Here is a 24,225-nt window from a genome sequence, read left to right as displayed (position 1 = left end):
ACGGTCTGCCCAAGTACAACGAGTACAAGAAGGCCGACAGCGACCACCTCCTGGAGACCACCGGCCGCGAGCTGCGCAAGCTCATGAGCTGGGTCAACGACGAGGACGCGTAACACCGACGCCCCGGGGGCGGGTCCGCGGACCCGCCCCCGGCGGCGTTTCCTTATCACCGCTGGAAGAAGCGGCGTCGTACGTGTGTACAAGTCGTCCACCCCCGTGCGGGTGATCCTTCCAACCGGGCGCAGTATGCGTCCTGGCGCATGACTACACTTCTCCACACATACACGCGTCAGGCCCACAGTGTCGTGCGTCTTCCACGCGGCAAGCCCCTCCACCGCCTGCGGCCGTCGGGACGGCCGTCCGCACTGGACCTGTGAGGACTCACGTGAGCTCGAAACCTGTCGTACTCATCGCTGAAGAGCTGTCGCCCGCCACGGTGGACGCGCTGGGACCGGACTTCGACATCCGGCACTGCAACGGCGCGGACCGCGCCGAGCTCCTCCCCGCGATCGCCGATGTCGACGCCATCCTGGTGCGCTCCGCCACCAAGGTCGACGCCGAGGCAATCGCCGCCGCGAAGAAGCTGAAGGTCGTCGCCCGTGCCGGCGTCGGTCTGGACAACGTCGACGTCTCCGCCGCCACCAAGGCCGGCGTGATGGTCGTCAACGCGCCGACCTCCAACATCGTCACCGCCGCCGAGCTGGCCTGCGGTCTGCTGGTCGCCACCGCGCGCAACATCCCGCAGGCCAACACCGCCCTCAAGAACGGCGAGTGGAAGCGCTCCAAGTACACCGGCGTCGAGCTCAGCGAGAAGACCCTCGGCGTCGTCGGCCTCGGCCGCATCGGCGTCCTGGTCGCGCAGCGCATGTCCGCCTTCGGCATGAAGATCGTCGCGTACGACCCCTATGTGCAGCCGGCGCGCGCCGCGCAGATGGGCGTCAAGCTCCTCTCGCTCGACGAGCTGCTGGAGGTCGCCGACTTCATCACGGTGCACCTGCCCAAGACCCCCGAGACGCTCGGCCTGATCGGCGACGAGGCGCTGCACAAGGTGAAGCCCTCGGTCCGTATCGTCAACGCCGCCCGCGGCGGCATCGTCGACGAGGTGGCGCTCGCCTCCGCCCTCAAGGAGGGCCGGGTCGCCGGCGCCGGCCTCGACGTGTACGCGAAGGAGCCCTGCACGGACTCCCCGCTGTTCGAGTTCGACCAGGTCGTCTGCACCCCGCACCTCGGCGCCTCCACCGACGAGGCCCAGGAGAAGGCGGGCATCGCGGTCGCCAGGTCCGTGCGCCTGGCCCTCGCCGGTGAGCTCGTGCCGGACGCGGTCAACGTCCAGGGCGGCGTGATCGCCGAGGACGTGCGCCCGGGTCTGCCGCTCGCCGAGAAGCTCGGCCGGATCTTCACCGCGCTCGCGGGCGAGGTCGCGGTCCGCCTCGATGTCGAGGTGTACGGCGAGATCACCCAGCACGACGTCAAGGTGCTCGAACTCTCCGCGCTCAAGGGCGTGTTCGAGGACGTCGTCGACGAGACCGTGTCGTACGTGAACGCCCCGCTCTTCGCGCAGGAGCGCGGTGTCGAGGTCCGCCTCACCACCAGCTCCGAGTCGCCCGACCACCGCAACGTGGTCACCGTCCGCGGCACGCTCTCGGGCGGCGAGGAGGTCTCGGTCTCCGGCACGCTGGCCGGACCCAAGCACCTCCAGAAGATCGTCGCCGTCGGCGAGTACGACGTGGACCTGGCGCTGGCCGACCACATGGTGGTGCTGCGTTACGAGGACCGTCCGGGTGTCGTCGGCACGGTCGGCCGGATCCTCGGCGAGGCCGGTCTGAACATCGCGGGCATGCAGGTCTCGCGGACGGGCGCGGGCGGCGAGGCGCTGGTCGTGCTCACCGTCGACGACGACGTCCCGGCGTCGGTGCTCGCCGAGATCTCCACCGAGATCGGTGCCAACTCGGCCCGTACGGTGAACCTGACCGACTGACGGCCCCGGAGCCTCTCCGCGTGCCTTCCGCGTACCCGGCATCTAGACGTGCGTCTTACACAAACGTCTGCATGCCGGGTACGCTGCTGTCATGGGACATCGTGAGGATCTGCTCGAAGGCGCCAAGCGCTGCCTGCTGGAGAAGGGGTACGCCCGGACGACGGCGCGCGACATCGTGGCCGCCTCCGGTACGAACCTCGCCTCCATCGGCTACCACTACGGCTCCAAGGAGGCCCTGCTCAACCTCGCCTTCGTCAAGGTGACGGAGGAGTGGGGGGATCTGCTCACCGAGGACGGGGAGGAGCGCGCGGAGGGCGGCGACGCGTCCGGGGCGCCGCTCGACCAGTTCCGCGACACCTGGGAGCGGGTGATCGACAGCTTCGAGGAGACCCGGTCCGTCTGGCAGCTCCAGATGGAGGTCGTCTCCCGGATCGACCAGGACCCGGAGCTGCGGAAGGCCCTGCTGGACCCGCAGCGCGAGGGGCGCGACGGGCTCGCCGAGGGCATGCTCGGCATCGACCCGGAGAAGGACCCGGAGAAGGCGCGGGTGGCCGGGCTGTTCTGCCAGGCGCTGCTCGCGGGTGTGATGGTGCAGTGGCTGATGGACAGTGAATCCGCCCCGTCCGCACAGGACTTGACGGACGGCCTGAAGGTCGTGCTGGAGGGCCGGGGAGGCTCTGACTCGTGAGCCGCTCTGACTCCTGAGCCGCGCTAACTCCTGAGGCGCGCGCCCTTGAGTGCCATGTGCAGCAGCAGCCGGTCCTCGCCGTCGTTGAGATCGAGGCCGGTGAGCTGCTGGATCCGGGAGAGCCGGTAGTAGAGCGTCTGGCGGTGGACGCCGAGTGCGGCGGCCGTCCGGGACGCCTGGCCCGCGCAGTCGAGGAACACCTCGGCGGTGCGGGCCAGATCCTTGTGCGGCGGGGTGAGCAGGGTGCGGACCACCGGATCCGCGACGGCTTCCGGGGGGAGTGCGGTCAGCAGCCGGTACGGCCCGATCGCCGACCACCGCGCGACCGGGCCGAACCGGGACTCGGCCGTCGCCGCGCGGGCGGCGGCCGCCGCCTCGTGCCAGGCCGCGGCCAGTTCCGTAAGACCCCGGCGGGGCACCGCGACCCCGGCGGTGGCGTCCCGGCCCGCGGCGGAACGCAGCCGGTCGGCGGCGGTGAGCGCCGGGTCGAGGACATCGGTGGAACGCAGCCGGACCAGCGCGGCCAGCGAGGGGAACCCCCCGGCCCCGGGGATCGCGGACAGCGCCGCCGCCGACGGGACCGTACGGACCGACGGCGGATCGTCCGGCCACGGGGTCACGCACACCACCGTGTGCAGCCCCGGCGCGTCCGGCCCCAGCGCCTCGTGCAGCGCGGCCACCGCCATGTCGTGCTGCCAGCCCCGCCCGGCGGTCAGGACCGCGCCGAACTCCCGGGACGGATCGGTGCCCGCCCGTGCCTCCTCGGCGAGCAGCGCCCCGATCCGGGCCGCCACCTCCATCGCCGCGCTCAACTGTTCGTCGGTCGGTCCGGGGTCCGCGTCGAGCAGCCATACGTAACCGAGCACGGCACCCCGATGGCGTACCGGGAGACAGATCCGGTCCCGGAAGACCCCGGCCTCCGGGGCCGCCGGAATGCGGACCGGGCCGGTGGCGCGGGTGATGCCGAAGCCCTCGAACCAGGCGCGGACGGCGGGCGTGGAGCGGCGGGTCAGGATCGAGCGGGTGCGGACCGGGTCCATCGCGGTGTCGTCGTCGCTGTCATGGGCGCCGAAGGCGACCAGGCCGAAGTCCCGGTTCTCCAGCGTCGCGGGGGCGCCGAGCAGCCCGGAGATCTCGTCGACCAGCTCCTGGTAATCGCCCTTCACCCGGCCATTCTCGCACCCCTTCAGACATATGTCTGAGAACCGGGGAATGGATGCGTGACAGCTGTCGATGGCACACGATCGGAGAGATCCTTAGATTTCACGGTGGTTCTCCGTGCTGTACCGGTCTGTTCCCGAACTTCCGGTACGGCCTTCGTTCGTACTTTCCGTGGAGGTGCCCCGTGCTGGGTCCCGTGATTCTCGCCGCGTCCCGCAGCGACAAGATGCGCCGTTTCGTCTCGGCCGCACCTGGCACCAAGCAGGTCGTCGACCGGTTCATCGCCGGTGAGACCGTCGACCAGGTCGTCCCGATCATCGAGGACGCCGCCGGCAAGGGCCTCGAAGTCACCCTCGACGTGGTGGGCGAGGACATCACCACCCCCGAGCAGGCATCCGCCGCCCGCGACGCCTACCTCGAACTGATCGAGCGCCTCAAGGACCTGGGCCTGGGCACCAAGGCCGAGATGTCCGTCAAGCTCTCCATGTTCGGCCAAGCGCTGGACGGCGGCCACGAGCTGGCGCTCGCCAACGTCCGCCCGGTCGTCGAGGCCGCCGCCGCGATCGGCACCACGGTCACGCTGGACGCCGAGGACCACACCACCCTCGACTCGATGTTCGCCATCCACGAGGAGCTGCGGAAGGACTTCCCGCAGACCGGCTGTGTGATCCAGGCCTACCTGTTCCGCACCGAGGACGACGCCCGCCGTCTGGCCGCCGCCGGCAGCCGCGTCCGCATCGTGAAGGGCGCCTACAAGGAGCCCGCCTCCGTCGCGTACCAGGACAAGGCCGAGATCGACAAGGCGTACGTCCGCATCCTGCGGATCCTCATGGAGGGCGACGGCTACCCGATGATCGGGTCCCACGACCCGCGTCTGATCGCCATCGCCCAGGAGCTGGGCCGCAAGGCCGGGCGCAAACTGGACGAGTACGAATTCCAGATGCTGTACGGCATCCGCAGCGAGGAGCACCTCCGGCTCGCGGCCGAGGGCCACCGGATGCGCGTCTACACGGCGTACGGCACCGACTGGTACGGCTACTTCATGCGCCGCCTCGCCGAGAAGCCGGCGAACCTGCTGTTCTTCGGCCGCTCGATCCTCACCAAGGGCTGAGCCCTCCTCCACCTCTCTACTCAAGGAGCAACGGAACTCATGGACGCTGTGACCCAGGTCCCCGCGCCGGTCAACGAGCCGGTCCACTCCTACGCCCCGGGCTCCCCGGAGCGCGCCCGCCTGGAGGTGAAGCTCAAGGAGCTCAGCCAGAACCCGATCGACCTTCCGATGACCATCGGCGGCGAGAAGCGGATGGGCGGCGGCGAGCGGTTCGACGTCGTGCAGCCGCACAACCACAAGGCCGTCATCGGCACGTTCGCGGCTGCCACGCAGCAGGACGCGCAGGACGCGATCGACGCCGCGCTCGCCGCAGCCCCGGCCTGGCGCGCGATGTCCTTCGACGACCGCGCCGCGATCATCCTGCGCGCCGCCGAGCTGCTGTCCGGCCCGTGGCGCGAGACGCTGGCCGCGTCCACGATGCTCGGCCAGTCGAAGACCGCCCAGCAGGCCGAGATCGACACCCCTTGCGAGCTCGTCGACTTCTGGCGCTTCAACGTGCACTACGCGCGCCAGATCCTCGCCGAGCAGCCCCCGGCCAACTCGCCGGGCGTGTGGAACCGCATGGACCACCGCCCGCTGGAGGGCTTCGTCTACGCGATCACGCCGTTCAACTTCACGGCCATCGCGGGCAACCTGCCCACCGCCCCCGCCCTCATGGGCAACGTCGTGGTGTGGAAGCCGTCCCCGACGCAGACCCACGCCGCCGTGCTGCTGATGCAGCTGCTGGAAGAGGCCGGTCTGCCCAAGGGCGTCATCAACCTGGTGACCGGTGACGGCATCGCCGTCTCCGAGGTGGCCCTGAACCACCGCGACCTGGCCGGCATCCACTTCACCGGCTCGACCCCCACCTTCCAGCACCTGTGGAAGACGGTCGGCAACAACATCGCCAACTACCGCACCTACCCGCGGCTCGTCGGCGAGACCGGTGGCAAGGACTTCGTCGTCGCCCACCCGTCGGCCGACCACGCCGTCCTGAAGACCGCGCTGACCCGTGGCTCCTTCGAGTTCCAGGGCCAGAAGTGCTCGGCCTCCTCCCGGGCGTACGTCCCGGCCTCCATCTGGAACTCCGGTTTCAAGGAGAAGTTCGCCGCCGAGGTCGACTCCATCACCATGGGTGACGTCACCGACCTGTCGAACTTCATCGGCGCCGTCATCGACGACCGTTCGTTCGCCAAGAACAAGGCCGCGATCGACCGCGCGAAGGCCGACCCGTCCTGCACGATCATCGCGGGCGGCACGTACGACGACTCGGTGGGCTACTTCGTCCGCCCGACCGTCATCGAGTGCACCGACCCGGAGAACGAGGTCTTCACGACCGAGTACTTCGGCCCGATCCTCGCGGTGCACGTCTACGAGGACGACGCGTACGACGCGATGCTGGAGCAGATGGAGTCGGTCTCCGACTACGCGCTGACCGGTTCCGTCATCGCGAACGACCGCGCCGCGGCCGCGTACACGATGGAGAAGCTGCGGTACGCCGCGGGCAACTTCTACATCAACGACAAGTCGACCGGCGCCGTCGTCGGCCAGCAGCCCTTCGGCGGCGGCCGTGCCTCGGGTACGAACGACAAGGCGGGCGCCCCGCAGAACCTCCAGCGCTGGACCCTGACCCGGGCCATCAAGGAGACGCTGGTCCCGCCGACCGACTACACCTACCCCCACCAGGGCTGATCCCCCTCGGGGCGCCCCACCCCCCGGCGCCCCGCCATGAATTCCGCCTCCCGCCCGGTTCCCCTGCCGGCCGGGAGGCGGTTTCCATTCCGGGGCCGCTCCTCAGTACAGGAACCGCTTCACCACCGCGTCGCCCCCGCGCGCCGCGCGCTCGTAGAAGTCCGCCAATCGCCGGAAGTGGGCGGCGAAGACGGCGCGGACCTCGGGCTCCTGCCACCCCCAGTGCGCGGCGACACCACCACCGGACGCGTCCCACAGCCCGTCGAACGGATGGGTGCGGAGGAACTCCACCACCTCCCGCACCTGCGCCGCGGTCAGCGTGAGCGACGGCGCCTCGATCCCGGCCGGGTCCTCGTGGATCTCCCCGCCGAACACGGGGAGCTCCCCGCTGCCGTGGCCGGGCGGTGCGGTGAGACACAGCTCGTGCACGTCGGAGAAGTCCTTGGAGATGTGCAGATCCGTCTCCAGGCGGTCGAGCTCGTCGTCCGTGTCGGCGAAGACCGCCGACACCCCCGCGAAGTCCTGCGGCAGCCGGGCGGCCGGAACGGCCCGTGCCTGCATGCTGAAGCTCATCGCTGTCCCCTCCCACCGGGCCGCCGTCCGGCGGGCCCCTGTTTCTGAACCGTAGGGGCACCCACTGACAGTCCCCGCCCCCGCGATGGCGCGATCAGCCCCAGCCGTTCACGATCAGTGACAGCCCCGCCGCGAACCCGCCGCCCAGCAGGACCAGACAGCGGCCGTACTGGCGGCGGTGGCGGCGCATCAGCAGCCCGAAGGCGGCGAAGCCGAGCCCCACGGTGAGCGTCCGGGAACCCCGGGCCGTCGCCGAAGCGGTGAGCCAGTCGAGCGCGGGCACACCGGCGCGGCCCGCCTCGGCCCCGTACACCTTGAACGGAATGCCGTTCCACGGCTGGTGCCGCACCGCCGACGCCCCCTCCAGCGCGAGTTCGGCCCGGACGTGTGCCCGCATCCGGTCCGTGGTCAGCGGGGCGGGCAGGTGAACACCGGCCGAGGCCAGCTGAAGGGCGAGCAGGCCCCCGGCCAGGCTGCCGGCGAGCGCGCCCAGCGACATTTTCAGCGCCGCCCGCGGCACCGCCACACAGACCGCGGCCAGCAGCAGTTCCGGCATCAGCGGCCAGCTCAGCGCCTCCGCCAGCGCCCACCCGAACGCCAGCGGGATGCCCCAGCGCGAGGTCACGACCGACGCCACCCGGCGCCGCGTCGCGGAGTCCCGCAGCGGCTCGGCGACCGTACGCGCGTGCAGCGCGACCACCGCGTCGCGGGCCTCTTGAGGACCGGTCGTCGACGGCAGCGGGTCACCGATCGAGACCCGCACCAGCGCCGAGCGCAGCCGGCCGTGCTTGGGCAGCAGCCGGTCCGTGCCCGCGATCCCCACCGGCACCACCGGCACCCCGGCCCGCTCGGCCAGCACGAGCGCGCCGCGATGGAAGGAGCCCAGCTCACCGTCCTTGCCCCGGGTTCCCTCCGGGAACAGGACGACCGCCCGGCCGGAGCGCAGCTCGTCCGCCATGGACAGCAGGTCGTCCATGCCGCCGCCACTGCGCCGCACCGGGAACCCGGCCGCGAGCCTGCGGCAGATCCGGCGCCGCCACGGCGAGGCGAACCAGTAGTCGGCCGCCGCGCCGATCGCCGGGGTGTGCCGGGCGTCGAGCGCGGCGAGGAGCGCCGCCGTGTCCGCGTGCGAGGAGTGGTTGGCGACGACGACGCAGCCGCCGCGCGGCAGCCGGCCACGCCGCTCCACCCCGCCGGTGAGGCTGAGGACGCCCCACCACAGGCCGCGCCGGAGCGCGGCGGCGAACCGGGAGCGGGCGGGCAGCGCGACCCGGCCGGGTACGTGCGCAAGGGTGCGGGTCATGTCATCACCATCGCCAGGAGAAGGGCCACCAACAGGGAGTCGATCCGGTCGAGGAGGCCGCCGAAGCCGGGCAGCCAGCTGCCCGCGTCCTTCACCCCCGACTCGCGCTTGACCATCGATTCGAGCAGGTCGCCGAGGACACAGCCACCGATCACCGCGAACCACAGCGGGAAGGTGAACTCGCCGAGCACGAGCAGCAACAGGGCCGTCGCCACCCCGGCGCCGAGCACCCCCGCCCAGGTCTTGTTGGGGGAGAGCGGCGACAGCGGCCGGGCCAGTGGGCCCCGGCGGCCCAGCGCCGTACCGCCGCACCAGGCGCCGACATCGCCGAGCGCCACCGCGAGCCCCACCGCGACCGCCGTGTCCCCGAGCGTCACCAGACCGGTCAGCGCGACCGGGATCCACAGCAGCCCGAAGGCGGTGCGCGCGGTGCGGGTGAAGCCGGCCCGGTCGTCCCCGCCGAGTACCGACGGAAGCGCCGCCGCGACCAGCAGCAGCGCCGCCGCCCGGACGTCGAGTAGCCGCGGCGCCAGCCACGCCAGCGCGGGGAGCGTCACCGAGGCCGCCACGAGCACCGTGAGATCGCCCCGGCGCAGCCCAGCCATCCGCGCGAACTCGCCCGCCGCGACCACCCCGAGCCCGGCGGCCAGCGCGAACGTCCCGCCGCCGCCCAGGAAGTACGCCCCCAGGAAGACCGGCGCCACCAGAGCCCAGGTGCGCCACCGCTTGCGCAGCTCGGCCCGCATCCGGACCTTCGACGGCAGCACGGCGACGGCGACACCGCCCGCCCCCAGCACCCCCGCGACCAGCGGCACGGCCCGCGCCGCGGCCTCCTCGGCGATCAGCACGGCGCTCATGCCAGCTCCCGCCACAGGCCCGCCAGCCGGAGCGCCGCGGTGAGCAGCGAACCGGCGGCGATCACGGCCAGGACGGGTACGGCCCAGCCGCTCGCCGCCGCGACCACGACCAGCAGGCAGCGTTCGGTCTTGCCGACCGGGCCGCCGTTGCGCCGGGGCGCGCCCGCCGCCGCCCCGGCCAGCGACACCCAGGACGGCAGGGTCGCCGCGAGCCCGGCCACCGCCACCAGCCACAGCGGGGCGAGCGCCAGGAAGCCGGCCAGCACGACCAGATCGGCCACCCGGTCACCGAGCTCGTTGAGCACCGAGCCGCGCCGGGTCGTCCGGCCCGTGTCGCGGGCCAGCGCGCCGTCCAGGTTGGCGAAGGCGAGCCGGGCCGCGAGCAGCAGGGCGACCGGCAGGGCGGCGAGCGGAGCGGGCAGCCAGGCCAGCGCGGCGGCGGCACCGGCCGCCGAGACCACGCCGGCCGCGGTGAGGGTGTCGGGCGACACCTCACGGCGGACCAGCGAGGCGCGGACGCCGGAGAGGCGGTCCGCGTACCAGGGCTTGAGAGCGTAGAGGCCGTTCATGTGCCCAACTGTCGTGCGACGCACAGTTCTTCGACACGTGGCAGGTACTCAAATGGAGACTGAGTACCTGGTGGACCGGCCGCGCGTAGCGACCCCTGGAGCGCGCCCGCGTCCCGTGCCGTCCACACCGACAGGTACAGCGGCCGGTGGCCCACCTCGTCGTGGGCCCGCAAGGTTCGACGTCAGTCCGTACCAGGGGCCGGGGCCGACCCGGTCCGCCATCCCGGCCGGCAGCGGCACCCCGTTGAGCCGTTGCAGGTCCACCCACTTCGCCGACGACAGCCGGGCCGATGTGTCCCGTCGGCCGTGTCACCGCCTCTGACCAGGCGCGATCGCCGGAATTCCGGGCTTTCGCCGGGGTGTCGTGGGCGGCCGGTCGTAAACCTCCGTCTCAGATAGTAGGAAGTCCGAGTAATTGTGGAGACAGACCGGCCGAGCTGCCCTAGCTTTGTAGGAGCCGAACGTTTCGCTAGATCCAGCGACTGGCGGTCGTGAGTGCGCGCCCTTGTGCAGGCAACCCCTGCGGCGCCCGCTCCCCGCCCCTTCCGGCGCCTCGAAATCCCGATCTCGAAATCAGCTTCACGAATTTCGATCTCGAAATCCTCGCGATCTCAAGGAGTCGATCCATCATGGTCCAGACGACTGCCCGCCGCGTCCGTCACACCCCCCGCCCGACCGAGTCGGAGCGCCGCAATGCCGCGGCCGCCCTCCAGCGAGCCCTCGACCGCAGGGACAACGGCGGCTCCACGGGCCACTGAGACCGGCTGAACGGGCCGGTCACCGGACCGGCCCGACGGTCAGCCCCGGCTGATCTCGAAGTGGTCGATGCGCTGCCGAGGCGCCGGTCCAGCCGGCGGGTCCGCCTGCCCTCACTGATTCCGAAGTTGGCGGGGATCTCGTACGAGACGTCGTTGGCGTCGAGGGCGACGACCGCCACATTGCCGTGCACGAACGAGTGGGCGCCGGGCTGGTTCGCCGGGTCCGGACCGTTGCCGGGCAGCGTCCAGCAGGCGTTGCGTCCGTATGGTGGACGTGATGTGTCATGGGGTGGGACGAGCAGTAGGGTGCGGACATGTCTCGCAGCATCAATCTCGCAGTGATCCCCGGTGACGGTATCGGCCAGGAGGTCGTGGCCCAGGGCCTCAAGGTCCTCAACGCTGTTCTCCCGCAGGATGTGAAGCTGGAGACCAAGGAGTACGACCTTGGCGCCCAGCGGTGGCACCGCACCGGTGAAACCCTCCCGGACACGGAGCTCGAAGCCCTCAAGGGCCACGACGCCATCCTGCTCGGCGCGATCGGCGACCCCTCCGTGCCGTCGGGCGTCCTGGAGCGCGGGCTCCTGCTGAAGCTGCGGTTCGCCTTCGACCACTTCATCAACCTGAGGCCGTCGAAGCTGTTCCCGAACACCGCGACCCCGCTGGCCGGCCGCCCCGACATCGACTTCGTCGTCGTCCGCGAGGGCACCGAGGGCCCGTACACCGGAAACGGCGGCTCGCTGCGCACCGGTACGCCGGCCGAGGTCGCCACCGAGGTCAGCGTCAACACCGCGTACGGCGTCGAGCGCGTCGTCCGGGACGCGTTCGAGCGGGCGAACGCCCGCCCGCGCAAGAAGCTGACGCTGGTGCACAAGAACAACGTCCTCGTGTACGCCGGCCACATGTGGAAGAACATCTTCGACAAGGTCGCGACCGAGTACCCCGAGGTCACCACCGACTACCTGCACGTCGACGCCGCGACGATCTTCTTCGTCACCCAGCCGGAGCGCTTCGACGTCATCGTCACCGACAACCTCTTCGGCGACATCCTCACCGACCTCGCCGCTGCCGTGACCGGCGGCATCGGCCTGGCCGCGTCCGGCAACATCAACCCGACGGGCACCTTCCCGTCGATGTTCGAGCCGGTCCACGGTTCCGCCCCCGACATCGCGGGCCAGGGCAAGGCCGACCCGACGGCCACGGTCCTCTCCGTCGCCCTCCTGCTGCGCCACCTCGGCTACGAGGCCGAGGCCGTGCGCATCGAGGACGCCGTCTCCGCCGACCTCGCGGAGCGCGACGGGAAGACGAGCCGTACGACCGACCAGATCGGCGACGCGCTCGCGGTACGCGTGGCGAACTGACCCGACGACTCCGTTTCGAAGCCGCCGGGCAACCACCGCACCCGGCGGCTTCACCTTGCGCGGCCCCGGGTGCCACCATCGACCACTGGACCGCGATCGTGTCGTTTCGTGCACGGCCACCCGGGAGCGATAATCGAACGGGGCCGTGGCTCGCAACAAAACTCGGACGTCCTAGCACCGTCTGGCAGGGGCGGCGTGAGCGCGGTCCAACACACACAACGGTGAAGGACACGCACTCATGACGACGCCCACGATCGAGCTCAAGCCCTCCTCGAACCCACTGTCCGACGCGGAGCGCGAGGCGAGCATGGTCAATCCCGGATTCGGCCGCCGCTTCACCGATCACATGGTGACGATCAGGTGGACCGAGGGCCGCGGCTGGCACGACGCCCAGCTCGTGCCGTACGCGCCGCTGTCGATCGACCCCGCCAACATGACCCTGCACTACGGGCAGGAGATCTTCGAGGGCCTCAAGGCCTACCGTCAGCCCGACGGCTCGGTCGCCACCTTCCGCCCCGAGGCCAACGCCAAGCGCTTCCAGGCCTCCGCCCGCCGGCTGGCCATGCCCGAGCTGCCTGTCGAGACGTTCATCGCGGCCTGCGACGCGCTGGTCAAGCAGGACCAGGCCTGGGTTCCGGCGCATGGCGGCGAGGAGTCCCTCTACCTGCGCCCGTTCATGATCGCGACCGAGATCGGCCTCGGTGTGCGGCCCGCCAACGAGTACCTGTTCCTGGTGATCGCCTCGCCGGCCGGCGCGTACTTCCCCGGCGGTGTGAAGCCGGTCTCGATCTGGCTCTCCGAGAACCGGGTCCGCGCCGTCCCCGGCGGCATGGGCGACGCCAAGACCGGCGGCAACTACGCCGCGTCCCTCCTCGCCCAGGCCGAGGCCGCCGAGAAGGGCTGCGACCAGGTCGCCTACCTCGACGCGGTCGAGCACAAGTGGGTCGAGGAGCTCGGCGGCATGAACCTGTACTTCGTGTACGGGAACAAGATCATCACCCCGGCCCTGACCGGCTCGCTGCTCGCCGGTGTCACCCGTGACTCGCTGCTCAAGGTCGCCCGCGACCTCGGCTACGAGTCGGAGGAGGGCCGCGTCTCCATCGACCAGTGGCGCGACGACACCGCCGACGGCACCCTCACCGAGGTCTTCGCCTGCGGCACCGCCGCCGTCATCACCCCCGTCGGCACCGTGAAGTCCGAGGGCGGCGAGTGGACCCAGAGCAACGGCACGCCCGGCGAGGTCACGATGAAGCTGCGCGAGCGCCTGCTCGACATCCAGCGCGGCGTCGCCGAGGACACCCACGGCTGGATGCACCCCCTCGGCTAGGGCCTCCCGTTCGGATCAGGCCCCGCAGTAACGAAAAGCCGCGCCCCGCTTCCCGGCAGGCGCGGCTTTCGTCTGCCCGGGCACGTCCTCCCGCACCTCGGAGTGTGCCCTCTCACATACTTAGAGCGTCGCTCTAACCATGAGTTAGAGTGACGCTCTAAACCGAGAGGTGTGGAGACGTGCGACTGACTCCGACGGAACGTGACCGGCTGCTGCTCTTCGGCGCCGCCGAACTGGCCCGCGCCCGCCGCGCCCGGGGCCTGAAGCTCAATGTCCCCGAGGCGACCGCCCTGATCGCGGACACGGTCTGCGAGGCCGCCCGGGACGGGCTCCGGCTGGCCGAGGCCATCGAGGCGGCGCGGTCCGTGCTCGGCCCCGACGACGTGCTGCCGGGCGTCGCCGACGTCGTCACCGAGGTGCATGTGGAGGCCGTCTTCGACGACGGCTCGCGGCTCGCCGTGGTCTCCCGGCCGCTGGGCGAGGGACTGGGCGACGACGGGCCCGGGGCCGTCGTCCCAGGGCCCGCCACGCCCGAGCCGGAGCCCGCGGTGCGGCTGAGCGTCCACAACACCGCGACCGTGCCGGTCTCCGTGACCTCGCACTTCCACTTCTTCGAGGCCAACCCGCGGCTCGACTTCGCCCGCGAGGCCGCCTACGGCATGCGGCTCGCCGTCCCCGCCGGGTCGTCCGTGCGGTTCGGGCCGGGGGAGAGCGTCGAGGTGGGCCTGGTGCCCATCGGCGGCGCGCGCGTGGCGATCGGCTTCGCCGGTCTCGTCGACGGTCCGCTGGACGCGCCGGGCGCGCGCGAAGAGGCCCTGCGGCGCGCCGCGGCCTGCGGATATCTGGGAGTGAAGGGAACAGGCGCATGAGCAGGCCGACCAAGCACAACGACCACTGCGCGCCGGGCAGCCGGCACATCGACCCCCACGCGTACGCCGCCACGCACGGCCCGCGCGCCGGTGACCGCGTCCGCCTCGGCGACTCGGGCCTGACCGTCCGCGTCGAGTCCGACGCGCAGGAGTACGGCGAGGAGTTCCTCGCCGGATTCGGCAAGACCGCCCGCGACGGGCTGCACCTCAAGGCCGCCGCGGTCCGCGACACCTGTGACGTCGTCATCAGCAATGTGCTGGTCATCGACGCCGTGCAGGGCATCCGCAAGGTGTCGATCGGCATCCGCGAGGGCCGGATCGCGTCGATCGGCCGGGCCGGCAACCCGGACACCCTGGACGGCGTGGACGTCGTCGTCGGCACCGGCACGACCATCGTCTCCGGCGAGGGGATGATCGCGACGGCGGGTGCCGTCGACACCCATGTCCACCTGCTCTCACCGCGGATCATGGAGGCCTCGCTCGCCTCCGGCGTCACCACGATCATCGGCCAGGAGTTCGGCCCGGTCTGGGGTGTCGGCGTCAACTCGCCCTGGGCGCTGCGCCACGCCTTCAACGCCTTCGACGCCTGGCCGGTCAACATCGGCTTCCTGGGCCGCGGTTCGTCCTCCCACCAGGCCCCGCTGGTCGAGGCGCTCGCGGAGGGCGGGGCCTGCGGCTTCAAGGTGCACGAGGACATGGGCGCCCACACCCGCGCCCTGGACACCGCGCTGCGGGTCGCCGAGGAGCACGACGTCCAGGTCGCCCTGCACAGCGACGGGCTGAACGAGTGCCTGTCGGTCGAGGACACCCTGAAGGTCCTGGAAGGCCGCACGATCCACGCGTTCCACATCGAGGGCTGCGGCGGCGGACACGTACCCAACGTCCTGAAGATGGCGGGCGTCGAGAACGTCATCGGCTCGTCCACCAACCCCACGCTGCCCTTCGGCCGGGACGCCGTCGCCGAGCACTACGGGATGATCGTCTCCGTACACGACCTCAAGACGGACCTGCCGGGCGACGCGGCCATGGCCCGCGACCGGATCCGCGCCGGGACGATGGGCGCCGAGGACGTCCTGCACGACCTGGGCGCCATCGGCATCACCTCGTCCGACGCGCAGGGCATGGGTCGGGCCGGCGAGACGGTGCGCCGCACCTTCGCGATGGCCGGGAAGATGAAGGCCGAGCTCGGCCCGATGGAGGGCGACGGCCCGGCGGACGACAACGCCCGGGTGCTGCGCTACATCGCCAAGCTCACCATCAACCCCGCCATCGCCCATGGTCTCTCGCACGAGATCGGCTCCATCGAGACCGGCAAGATGGCCGACATCGTGCTGTGGCGTCCCGAGTTCTTCGGCGCCAAGCCGCAGCTCGTGCTGAAGTCCGGCTTCCCCGCGTACGGCGTCACCGGCGACCCGAACGCCGCCACCGACACCTGCGAACCCCTCGTCCTGGGGCCGCAGTTCGGGGCGTACGGAGCGACCGCCGCCGACCTCTCGGTGGCCTTCGTCTCGCAGGCGGCGACCCAGCTCGGCGCCGACTCGATGCCCACCCGCCGCCGCCGCGTCGGCGTGCGCGGCACCCGCGGCATCGGCCCCGGCGACCTGATCCACAACTCCCGCACCGGAGCGGTCGCCGTGGACGCCCGCAGCGGTCTGGTCACCCTGGACGGCGACCCGCTGCGCTCCGAGCCCGCCGACTCCGTCTCCCTCAACCGTCTCTACTTCCTCTAAAGGACACCGCAGTGACCTTCCGCATGCCGCCCGAGTGGGCCCCGCACGAACGCACCTGGATGGCCTGGCCGGGCCCCAACCCGACCTTCGAGACCGACGCCGAACTGGACGAGGCCCGCGCCGCCTGGGCCACCGTCGCCCGCGCCGTGCGCCGCTTCGAGCCCGTCACGATGGTGGTGGGCCCCGGCCAGGAGGACAGCGCCCGCGCGCTCCTCGGCCCGGACGTCGAGCTGGCCGTCCGCCCCCTCGACGACGCCTGGATGCGGGACATCGGCCCCACCTTCGTCACCGACGGGAACCGACTGGCCGCCGTCGACTGGACGTTCAACGGCTGGGGCGCCCAGGACTGGGCCCGCTGGGAGCACGACCAGCACATCGCCCGCTCCGTCGCCGAGCTCGCCGACGTCCCCGTGCAGAGCTCCCGGCTGGTCAACGAGGGCGGCGCCATCCACGTGGACGGCGAGGGCACCGTACTGCTCACCGAGACCGTCCAGCTCGGCAAGGAGCGCAACCCCGACTGGACCCGCGAGCAGGTCGAGTCCGAGATCCACGCCCGGCTCGGCACCGAGAAGGCCATCTGGCTGCCGCGCGGACTCTCCGGTGACTACGGCATGTACGGCACCCTCGGCCATGTCGACATCGTCGCCGCGTTCGCCCGCCCCGGCACCGTCGTCGCCCACGTCCAGCCGGACCCGGCCCACCCCGACCACGAGGTCACCCGCGAGACGGTGCGCATCCTGCGCGAGGCCACCGACGCCAGGGGCCGCTCGCTGAACGTCGTCGAGGTCCCGGCGCCCACCGTGCTGCAGGCGGACGGGGAGTGGGTCGACTACTCCTACATCAACCACTACCTCTGCAACGGCGGTGTGGTCCTCTGCGCCTTCGACGACCCGCGCGACAAGGAGGCGGCGGCCATCTTCGGCGAGCTGTTCCCCGACCGTACGGTGACCCTCGTCGACGCCCGTACGATCTTTGCCGGCGGTGGAGGCATCCACTGCATCACGCAACAGCAGCCGAAGGTCTGAACCGTGCCCCCCGCGCCACGCCGTCGCAACACCGCCCCGCCCCGTGAGGAACTGCTGGCCGCCGCCATGGCCACCATCGCCGAACGGGGGCTCGACGGCCTCACCATGGCCGGACTCGGCCGCGAGGTCCAGATGAGCAGCGGACACCTCCTCTACTACTTCCGCACCAAGGACGAGCTGTTGCTCCAGACCCTGGAGTGGAGCGAGGGACGGCTCGGCGCGGAGCGCGGCGCCCTGATGGCCGGGTCGGCGACGGCCCGCGAACGGCTCGACGGGTACATCGGCCTGTACCTGCCCGACGGCCCCCGCGATCCGCACTGGACGCTCTGGCTGGAGGTGTGGAACCGCTCGCAGAACGCGGACGACGACGCGCGCGCCCGGCAGGCCGCCATCGAGGCCGCCTGGCACCGCGATCTGGTGGACCTGCTGGAGCAGGGCGCGTCGGCCGGGGAGTTCCGCCCGGTCGACGCCGGGCGGTTCGCGACCCGGCTGCGCGCCCTGCTCGACGGCTTCAGCGTCCATGTCGCGGTCGGCCTCCCCGGCACCGGCCGTCCCCAAGTCCTGGCGCAGGTACGGGAGTTCATCGAGGAGTCGCTCACCGTCCGGTAGTGGAAGCGGCGCCGTGAACGAAACGCACGTAAGTACGCGCGATCGTTGCGCATTGCGCCCTTGTTCCGGTCCCCGCTGTTCGGGCACGGTGACGGACCATGGGACGAGAGCAGTGGAAGAAAATCTGGGTCGGTTCGGCCGGCAACATGGTCGAGTGGTTCGACTGGTTCGTGTACGCGACCTTCGCGGTCTACTTCGCGGATTCGTTCTTCCCCGAAGGCAATGAGACCGCCAATCTCATGAACACCATGGGCATCTTCGCCGTCGGCTTCTTCATGCGGCCGGTCGGCGGCTGGCTGCTCGGCCGGATCGGCGACCGCAGGGGCCGCAAGGCGGCGCTCACCCTCACCGTCACGCTCATGTCGGCCTCCGCGATCCTCATCGCCGCCGCACCGACGTACGACGTCGCGGGGTACGGCGGGGTCGCCGTCCTGCTGGTGGCCCGGCTGCTCCAGGGCCTGTCCGTCGGCGGCGAGTACGCCGCGAGCGCCACGTACCTCACCGAGGCGTCCGCCCCCCACCGGCGCGGCTTCGCCTCCAGCTTCCAGTACGTGTCCATGACCGCGGGACAACTCGTCGGTCTCGGCCTGCAGATCGTCCTCCAGCGCAACATGTCCGAGGCGGCGCTGCACAGCTGGGGCTGGCGCATCCCGTTCATCGTCGGTGCGCTCGGCGCCGCGATCGTCTTCTACCTGCGCCGTTCGATGCTGGAGACCGAGGTGTACGCGGAGTCCGGCGCCGCCGAGGAGGCCGACCGCGGCACGCTGAAGGCGCTGTGGCGGCACAAGCGCGAGGCGTTCCTGGTGATGGCGCTGACCATGGGCGGGACCGTCGCGTACTACACGTACACGACCTACCTCTCCAAGTTCCTGTCCAAGAGCGCGGGCATGGACAAGCCCACCGCCTCGCTCGTCAGCTTCTGCGCCCTGTTCGTCTTCATGTGCATCCAGCCGCTGGCCGGCATGCTCTCCGACCGGATCGGCCGCCGCCCGCTGCTGATCACCTTCGCCGTCGGCTCCACCTTCCTGACCGTGCCGATCATGACGATGCTCAAGCACGCGGGCACGTTCTGGCCCGCGTTCGGCCTGGCGCTGCTCGCCCTGGTCGTCGTCACCGGCTACACCTCGATCAACGCCTGTGTGAAGGCTGAACTCTTCCCGACCGGCATCCGCGCCCTGGGCGTCGCCCTCCCGTACGCCATCGCCAACGCGCTCTTCGGCGGCACCGCCGAATACGTGGCGCTCTGGTTCAAGAAGGCGGGCATCGAGTCCGGCTTCTACTGGTACGTGGCGGGCTGCGCGGCGGTCTCCCTGGTCGTCTACCTGACCATGCGCGAGACCCGCGACATCGACCTGGGCCGGGTCGGTGCCAAGGACGCGGACCGGGCGGACGCGGAGCCGTCCGGCGCGACGAGCGTCACGCCCGCATCCTGAGACGGGTCGGGGCACGGAGGCGGCCCTGTGCAAGACTGCTTCCGTGCCCTCGAACGCCATGATTATCGGCAGCAGGCGCGCCGGTCCGCAGTGACCGTCCCGTACCACCTCGTGCGGCACGGCCACCGTGCCCCAGACCCGCGCGCAGACCTCTCGCACCCGCGAGGGGTTTTTTCGTTTTCCGGCCCTCACCTCGGCCGGCGCGAGACGCACGCGGGATGATGGGGGCAAGTGGAGCCAGATCGTCCGGATCCGCTCATCCGACAGGAGTCAGACCAGCATGACCACCAAGGCCAAGCCCACCGACGACAGTTTCCATGTCTTCGACACCACACTGCGCGACGGGGCCCAGCGTGAAGGCATCAACCTGACGGTCGCGGACAAGCTGACCATCGCCCGGCACCTGGACGACTTCGGCGTGGGCTTCATCGAGGGCGGCTGGCCCGGCGCCAACCCCCGCGACACCGAGTTCTTCGCCCGCGCGCAGCAGGAGATCGAATTCAAGAACGCCGAGCTGGTCGCCTTCGGTGCGACCCGCCGGGCAGGTGGCAGGGCCGCCGAGGACCCCCAGGTCAAGGCGTTGCTGGAGTCCGGCGCCCCGGTCATCACGCTGGTCGCCAAGTCCCACGACCGCCATGTGGAAATGGCGCTGCGCACCACCCTCGAAGAGAACCTGGAGATGGTCGTCGACACCGTCTCCTACCTCCGTGAGCAGGGCCGCCGGGTCTTCGTGGACTGCGAGCACTTCTTCGACGGCTACCGCGCCAACCCCGAGTACGCCAAGGCCGTCGTGCGCGCCGCCTCCGAGGCCGGCGCCGATGTCGTCATCCTCTGCGACACCAACGGCGGCATGCTCCCCGCCCAGGTCCAGGCCGTCGTCGCCACCGTGCTCGCCGACACCGGTGCCCGGCTCGGCATCCACGCCCAGGACGACACCGGCTGCGCCGTCGCCAACACCCTCGCCGCCGTCGACGCGGGCGCCACCCACGTCCAGTGCACCGCCAACGGCTACGGCGAGCGGGTCGGCAACGCCAACCTCTTCCCCGTCGTCGCGGCCCTGGAACTCAAGTACGGCAAGGCGGTCCTGCCCGAGGGCGCGCTCGCCGACATGACCCGCGTCTCGCACGCCATCGCCGAGGTCGTCAACCTGACGCCCTCCACCCACCAGCCCTATGTGGGTGTTTCTGCCTTCGCCCACAAGGCCGGACTGCACGCCTCCGCGATCAAGGTCGACCCCGACCTCTACCAGCACATCGACCCCGCCCTGGTCGGCAACACCATGCGGATGCTGGTCTCCGACATGGCGGGCCGCGCCTCCATCGAGCTCAAGGGCAAGGAGCTCGGCATCGACCTCGGTGGCGACCGAGCGCTCGTCGGCCGGGTCGTCGAGCGGGTCAAGGAGCGCGAGCTCAAGGGCTACACGTACGAGGCCGCCGACGCCTCCTTCGAACTGCTGCTGCGCGCCGAGGCCGAGGGCCGGGTGCGCCGCTACTTCCGCACCGAGTCCTGGCGCGCCATCGTCGAGGACCGCCCCGACGGCACCCACGCCAACGAGGCCACCGTGAAGCTCTGGGCCAAGGGCGAACGCATCGTCGCCACCGCCGAGGGCAACGGCCCCGTCAACGCCCTGGACCGGGCGCTCCGCGTCGCGCTGGAACGCATCTACCCCCAGCTCGCCAAGCTGGAGCTGATCGACTACAAGGTCCGCATCCTCGAAGGTCGCACCGGCACCGAGTCCACCACCCGAGTCCTCATCACCACCGGCGACGGCGCCGGTGACTGGGCGACGGTCGGCGTCGCCGAGAACGTCATCGCCGCGTCCTGGCAGGCCCTGGAGGACGCGTACACCTACGGGCTGCTGCGCGCGGGCGTCGAGCCGACGGAGTAGGTCTCGCGAGGGACGGGCCCACGGCACTGTTGCCGTGGGCCCGGAATTCCTCCGCCCGGGAATCCGGTTGTCCGCGTCACGGTGCCAGGCCGTCGCCCTCCGGCGGCGTGGAGGGACCGGACCCGGTGTTCCCGTACGTGCCCGGGTCCTCCGCCCCCGGCACGTACCGCCATGTGTCGTCGGTCTCCGTGCTCACCGGTGTGGGGGCCGACGGGTATGCGAACGGGCCCGCGCGAAGATGCATGAGCAGGAGCATCCCGCCGACGAGCAGGACGCTGATGACGATCAGGGCGAAGCCGATCGGATTGCGGGGGTTGTACTCGTAGCGGTTCGTCCCCAAGCGGCTTTTCCTGAACACCGGTTCGTCGTCTTCGAAGTGCATGACGCGACCGTACGCGGGCGCACCACCACCTGGTAGGCCGCACATCGGCAGTTGAGGAGCGGGCTTCATTGCCTGCTTCGCCTTCCTCCCTGATCAGCCATCGAGTTCGCCGCGGCACGGGCCGGGGCGCGGGCCGGGGCGCGGGCCGGGTCGGAGCTCGCGTTCAGAAGCTGAACGCACAACATGCCCTGCCTGTACGGGAGATGGGTGCGGACCAATGTCGGCGTGAAGTATTGACGGCACTGTTCCGGCGGAGTCGGCTCCGGCCCGTACAAGCTCAAGAGCCGAGTACTCCACCAGGAACTGGGTGGGCTGGCCCCCCGAGGCCGACCCGTACGCGCCGCCGCAGCACACCCAGCCGTCGGCGCTCCAGATCGTGCTGAAGCTCAAGCCCGCCAAGTAGCGCCAGGGGCAAGGGATACGGGACACAGGGGACACAGGGACACAGGGGCCGGCCATGTCGAAACAGCCCGCACGGAACCATGCCGTGCTCGAAGCGCGCTCAGTCACCAAGCACTTCCCCGTACGCCGCACCGGACGCGACCTCGTCACGGGCACACGCCGTACCGTCCACGCCGTCGACGACGTCTCGCTGGAACTGCGGCGAGGCACCGTCACGGCGCTGGTGGGGGAGTCGGGCTCAGGGAAGTACCAGGCGCCCGGCCGGCAGGACTTCGGCGACGCGATCAGGGCCGTCCACCACCTCCTCCTCGGCCACGGCCTCGCCGCGCGGCACCTCCGCGAGACCGCCGCGGCCCGGGGCCACGGGCTCGAACTCGGCATCACGCTCAACCTCGGCACGGCCACCCCCGAGACCGCCAGCCCCGAGGACGCCGAGGCCTGCCGCCGCGCCGACGGGATGGGCCGCCGCCTCTACCTGGACCCGCTCGTCAGGGGCGGCTACCCCGAGGACGTCGTCGCCGACCTCGCCCTGCGCGACGCCGTGCTCCCGGTCGAGGAGGGCGACCTGGCCGTCATCGCCACCCCGATCGACGTCCTCGGCGTCAACTTCTACCGGGGCACCCTCTTCTCCGGCGTCACGGAGGAGGGCTCCCCGGTGGACGCCGAAGGGCTGCCCGTCACCCGTGGCGTGGAGCGCGATCTGCCGCGTACCGCGATGGACCGGGAGATCACCCCCACCGCCCTCACCGACCTGCTGGTCGGCCTGGAGCAGGAGTACGGCGTCCCCACGGTCGTCACCGAGAACGGCGCCGCGTTCGACGACACCGTCTGCGAGGACGGGCAGATCCACGACGCCGACCGCACCGCCTACCTCGCCGACCACATCGCCGCCGTCGCCGCGGCCCGCGCCGCCGGGGCCGATGTCCGGGGCTACTTCGCCTGGTCGCTGATGGACAACTTCGAGTGGTCCTACGGCTACGACAAGCGGTTCGGCATCGTTCGCGTCGACTACGACACCCAGGAACGGACACTGAAGGACAGCGCCAAGTGGTACCGCGACACCGTCCGTCTCACCCGGGGCGGATGAGCGCGGCGGACCGGGCTGTCGCACTCGCCACCCATCCGGGTTAACTTCGAACTATGCGGAACAGGCTGTTCCCGGCGATGCTGGTCGGCCTGCTGCTGATCCTGGCGGCGGCCGTCCTCGGCATGGCGCCCGGCGCGCCCGCGTCGAGCGGTGCGTCCACCGTTGCCGCGTCCACCGTCGACGACGTCGCGCAGGCGCTGCGCAAGAGCCCGGTGTACGTCGACCCGGCGGCGTCCGGCCAGCTCTCACCGGCCGAGGCCGCCGCCCTGACGAAGAAGATCAAGGACGCCGACAAGCCGGTGTTCGTGGCGGTACTGCCGCAGACCTCCGCGTTCCCCGCGAAGACCCTGCTGGCCACCCTGCGCACCGACACCGGAATCACCGGCGTCTACGCGGTCCGCCTGGGCAACGGCTTCGACGCGGGCGCCGACCCCCAGGTGATGTCCACCCGGGCGGTCGACAACCTCACCGCCGCGGTGACGGCACCCGGCGCGGACACCGACGCCGCGACGCAGCTGAACGCCTTCGTCGACCGGGCCGTGGAACAGGCCCGGGGCAACGCCCCCGCCTCCTGGGGCGGCTCGTCCGGCGGCGGAACGTCGTCCGTCGTCGGGCTGATCACGGTCGGCGCGGTGCTGGTGCTGGGCGGCGGAATGGCGTACGCGGTCGTCCGCCGCAACCGCAAGCGCAAGGAGGCCGAGGAGCGGGCCGCACTCGACAAGCTCCGGGTCGTCGTGGACGAGGACATCACCGCGTACGGCGAAACCCTGGACCGGCTGGACTTCCACCCCGCCGAGGCGGGCGCCGACGACGTCATGCGGGCGGACTACGAGCGGGCGCTCGACTCCTACGAGACCGCGAAGTCCCGCATGTCGAAGGCCCGCCGCCCGTCCGACGTGCGCGGGGTCACCCGGGAGCTGGAGGACGGCCGCTTCTCCCTCGCCGTCCTGGAGGCCCGCCGGACCGGCGGCGAGCTGCCGGCCAGGCGGCCGCCGTGCTTCTTCGACCCGCGCCACGGCCCCTCGGTCACCGACGTCCGGTGGTCCCCGTCCGGCGGAACGAAACGCGAGGTCCCGGTCTGCGCGGCGGACGAGGTCCGGCTGCGCGCGGGCGAGGAGCCGCTGAGCCGCACCGTCGAGACCGGCGAGGGCCGCCGCCCGTACTGGGAAGCGGGCCCGGCGTACGGTCCGTGGGCGGGCGGTTACTTCGGCGGCGGCCTGCTCCCCGGCCTGCTCGTCGGCACCGTGCTCGGCTCCATGCTGTCGAGCCCCGCGTACGCGGCGGAGTACGGCGGCGGCGACTTCGGCTCCGGCGGGGACTGGAGCGGCGGAGACTTCTCCGGGGCCGACTTCGACCCCTCCGGCTTCGACGGCGGCGGCTTCGGAGGGGGAGGTGACTTCGGGGGCGGCGGAGGATTCGACGGGGGCGGGTTCTGAGCCGCTGACC

Annotated in this window: 20 protein-coding genes and 3 pseudogenes; 16 read left to right on the top strand and 7 right to left on the bottom strand. The window is 71.3% G+C overall.

The features are described 5' to 3' along the window. From ACFYY7_RS36145 to ACFYY7_RS36135, 3 genes and pseudogenes are all read left to right on the top strand, one after another. Positions 1-113: pseudogene (locus ACFYY7_RS36145) on the top strand (ketol-acid reductoisomerase); the annotation flags it as partial. A gap of 272 nt (positions 114-385) precedes the next feature. Then, the gene (serA, locus tag ACFYY7_RS36140; RefSeq protein ID WP_360937932.1) at positions 386-1,978 is read left to right on the top strand and encodes a phosphoglycerate dehydrogenase; all 1,593 of its coding nucleotides are present in this window, start codon (positions 386-388) and stop codon (positions 1,976-1,978) included. A gap of 91 nt (positions 1,979-2,069) precedes the next feature. Next, on the top strand, positions 2,070-2,666 hold the full coding sequence (locus ACFYY7_RS36135; protein WP_388667989.1) for a TetR/AcrR family transcriptional regulator: 597 nt from the start codon (positions 2,070-2,072) through the stop codon (positions 2,664-2,666). A gap of 23 nt (positions 2,667-2,689) precedes the next feature. Here ACFYY7_RS36135 and ACFYY7_RS36130 read toward each other — a convergent pair whose 3' ends face one another. Then, positions 2,690-3,832: a PucR family transcriptional regulator gene (locus ACFYY7_RS36130; protein WP_388667988.1), complete on the bottom strand. Its 1,143-nt coding sequence runs from the start codon at positions 3,830-3,832 to the stop codon at positions 2,690-2,692. Positions 3,833-4,011: 179 nt separating this feature from the next. Between ACFYY7_RS36130 and ACFYY7_RS36125 the strand changes: the two genes are divergently transcribed. Both ACFYY7_RS36125 and pruA read left to right on the top strand, forming a co-directional pair. After that, positions 4,012-4,938 carry a proline dehydrogenase family protein gene (locus tag ACFYY7_RS36125; RefSeq protein WP_266729514.1) on the top strand — a complete coding sequence of 309 codons (927 nt, stop codon included), beginning with the start codon at positions 4,012-4,014 and terminating at the stop codon, positions 4,936-4,938. A gap of 39 nt (positions 4,939-4,977) precedes the next feature. After that, the gene (gene pruA / locus ACFYY7_RS36120) at positions 4,978-6,609 is read left to right on the top strand and encodes an L-glutamate gamma-semialdehyde dehydrogenase (protein WP_376317947.1); all 1,632 of its coding nucleotides are present in this window, start codon (positions 4,978-4,980) and stop codon (positions 6,607-6,609) included. Between the two features lie 102 nt (positions 6,610-6,711). Here the strand turns inward: pruA and ACFYY7_RS36115 are convergent, their stop codons facing one another. The 4 genes from ACFYY7_RS36115 to ACFYY7_RS36100 all read right to left on the bottom strand — a co-directional run bounded on the left by ACFYY7_RS36115 (position 6,712) and on the right by ACFYY7_RS36100 (position 9,911). Continuing rightward, complete coding sequence (locus tag ACFYY7_RS36115; RefSeq protein ID WP_388667987.1) at positions 6,712-7,182, bottom strand: DUF1877 family protein; 471 nt, start codon at positions 7,180-7,182, stop codon at positions 6,712-6,714. Between the two features lie 94 nt (positions 7,183-7,276). Then, the gene (locus ACFYY7_RS36110; protein WP_388667986.1) at positions 7,277-8,485 is read right to left on the bottom strand and encodes a lysophospholipid acyltransferase family protein; all 1,209 of its coding nucleotides are present in this window, start codon (positions 8,483-8,485) and stop codon (positions 7,277-7,279) included. Next, positions 8,482-9,342 carry a phosphatidate cytidylyltransferase gene (locus ACFYY7_RS36105; protein ID WP_388667985.1) on the bottom strand — a complete coding sequence of 287 codons (861 nt, stop codon included), beginning with the start codon at positions 9,340-9,342 and terminating at the stop codon, positions 8,482-8,484. Before ACFYY7_RS36105 ends, ACFYY7_RS36110 begins: the two co-directional genes overlap by 4 nt. Beyond that, positions 9,339-9,911 (bottom strand): CDP-alcohol phosphatidyltransferase family protein, encoded by a 573-nt coding sequence (locus ACFYY7_RS36100; RefSeq protein ID WP_388667984.1) that lies wholly within the window; start codon positions 9,909-9,911, stop codon positions 9,339-9,341. The genes ACFYY7_RS36105 and ACFYY7_RS36100 overlap by 4 nt, the downstream gene beginning before the upstream one ends. A 629-nt stretch (positions 9,912-10,540) precedes the next feature. Here ACFYY7_RS36100 and ACFYY7_RS36095 point away from each other — a divergent pair. Then, on the top strand, positions 10,541-10,669 hold the full coding sequence (locus ACFYY7_RS36095) for a hypothetical protein (protein WP_266729507.1): 129 nt from the start codon (positions 10,541-10,543) through the stop codon (positions 10,667-10,669). Between the two features lie 74 nt (positions 10,670-10,743). On the opposite strand, the pseudogene ACFYY7_RS36090 reads toward ACFYY7_RS36095, so the two are convergent. Further along, positions 10,744-10,932, bottom strand: a pseudogene (locus tag ACFYY7_RS36090) (phosphoesterase); the annotation flags it as partial. Positions 10,933-10,983: 51 nt separating this feature from the next. Here ACFYY7_RS36090 and ACFYY7_RS36085 point away from each other — a divergent pair. The 8 genes from ACFYY7_RS36085 (at position 10,984) to cimA (ending at position 20,908) form a co-directional block, all read left to right on the top strand. Then, positions 10,984-12,027, top strand: coding sequence for a 3-isopropylmalate dehydrogenase (locus ACFYY7_RS36085; RefSeq protein ID WP_388667983.1), 1,044 nt, complete (start codon positions 10,984-10,986; stop codon positions 12,025-12,027). 238 nt (positions 12,028-12,265) lie between these two features. Beyond that, positions 12,266-13,354 (top strand): branched-chain amino acid aminotransferase, encoded by a 1,089-nt coding sequence (locus ACFYY7_RS36080; protein WP_388667982.1) that lies wholly within the window; start codon positions 12,266-12,268, stop codon positions 13,352-13,354. Positions 13,355-13,533: 179 nt separating this feature from the next. Beyond that, the gene (ureA, locus tag ACFYY7_RS36075; RefSeq protein WP_388667981.1) at positions 13,534-14,223 is read left to right on the top strand and encodes an urease subunit gamma; all 690 of its coding nucleotides are present in this window, start codon (positions 13,534-13,536) and stop codon (positions 14,221-14,223) included. Continuing rightward, on the top strand, positions 14,220-15,953 hold the full coding sequence (locus ACFYY7_RS36070) for an urease subunit alpha (RefSeq protein WP_376416589.1): 1,734 nt from the start codon (positions 14,220-14,222) through the stop codon (positions 15,951-15,953). The genes ureA and ACFYY7_RS36070 overlap by 4 nt, the downstream gene beginning before the upstream one ends. Positions 15,954-15,976: 23 nt before the next feature. Next, positions 15,977-16,978: an agmatine/peptidylarginine deiminase gene (locus ACFYY7_RS36065; RefSeq protein WP_376311446.1), complete on the top strand. Its 1,002-nt coding sequence runs from the start codon at positions 15,977-15,979 to the stop codon at positions 16,976-16,978. A 3-nt stretch (positions 16,979-16,981) separates the two neighbouring features. Continuing rightward, a complete protein-coding gene (locus tag ACFYY7_RS36060) occupies positions 16,982-17,587 on the top strand; it encodes a TetR/AcrR family transcriptional regulator (protein ID WP_388667980.1) in 606 nt (201 codons plus the stop codon). 98 nt (positions 17,588-17,685) lie between these two features. Next, positions 17,686-19,020: an MFS transporter gene (locus tag ACFYY7_RS36055; protein ID WP_356086527.1), complete on the top strand. Its 1,335-nt coding sequence runs from the start codon at positions 17,686-17,688 to the stop codon at positions 19,018-19,020. A 280-nt stretch (positions 19,021-19,300) separates the two neighbouring features. Next, positions 19,301-20,908, top strand: a complete 1,608-nt coding sequence (gene cimA, locus ACFYY7_RS36050; RefSeq protein ID WP_388667979.1) for a citramalate synthase — start codon at positions 19,301-19,303, stop codon at positions 20,906-20,908. A gap of 76 nt (positions 20,909-20,984) precedes the next feature. Here the strand turns inward: cimA and ACFYY7_RS36045 are convergent, their stop codons facing one another. Continuing rightward, complete coding sequence (locus ACFYY7_RS36045; RefSeq protein WP_388667978.1) at positions 20,985-21,290, bottom strand: hypothetical protein; 306 nt, start codon at positions 21,288-21,290, stop codon at positions 20,985-20,987. 652 nt (positions 21,291-21,942) lie between these two features. On the opposite strand from ACFYY7_RS36045, the pseudogene ACFYY7_RS36040 reads away from it, so the two are divergent. Next, positions 21,943-22,779 (top strand): annotated as a pseudogene (locus tag ACFYY7_RS36040) (glycoside hydrolase family 1 protein); the annotation flags it as partial. A 53-nt stretch (positions 22,780-22,832) separates the two neighbouring features. Then, positions 22,833-24,215 (top strand): hypothetical protein, encoded by a 1,383-nt coding sequence (locus ACFYY7_RS36035; RefSeq protein WP_388667977.1) that lies wholly within the window; start codon positions 22,833-22,835, stop codon positions 24,213-24,215. Positions 24,216-24,225 lie beyond the last annotated feature (10 nt).

Origin of the sequence: Streptomyces sp. NPDC001933 (genome assembly GCF_042890955.1) — a bacterium.
Taxonomy (GTDB): domain Bacteria; phylum Actinomycetota; class Actinomycetes; order Streptomycetales; family Streptomycetaceae; genus Streptomyces.
This window is presented reverse-complemented; position numbering and strand designations above follow the sequence as displayed.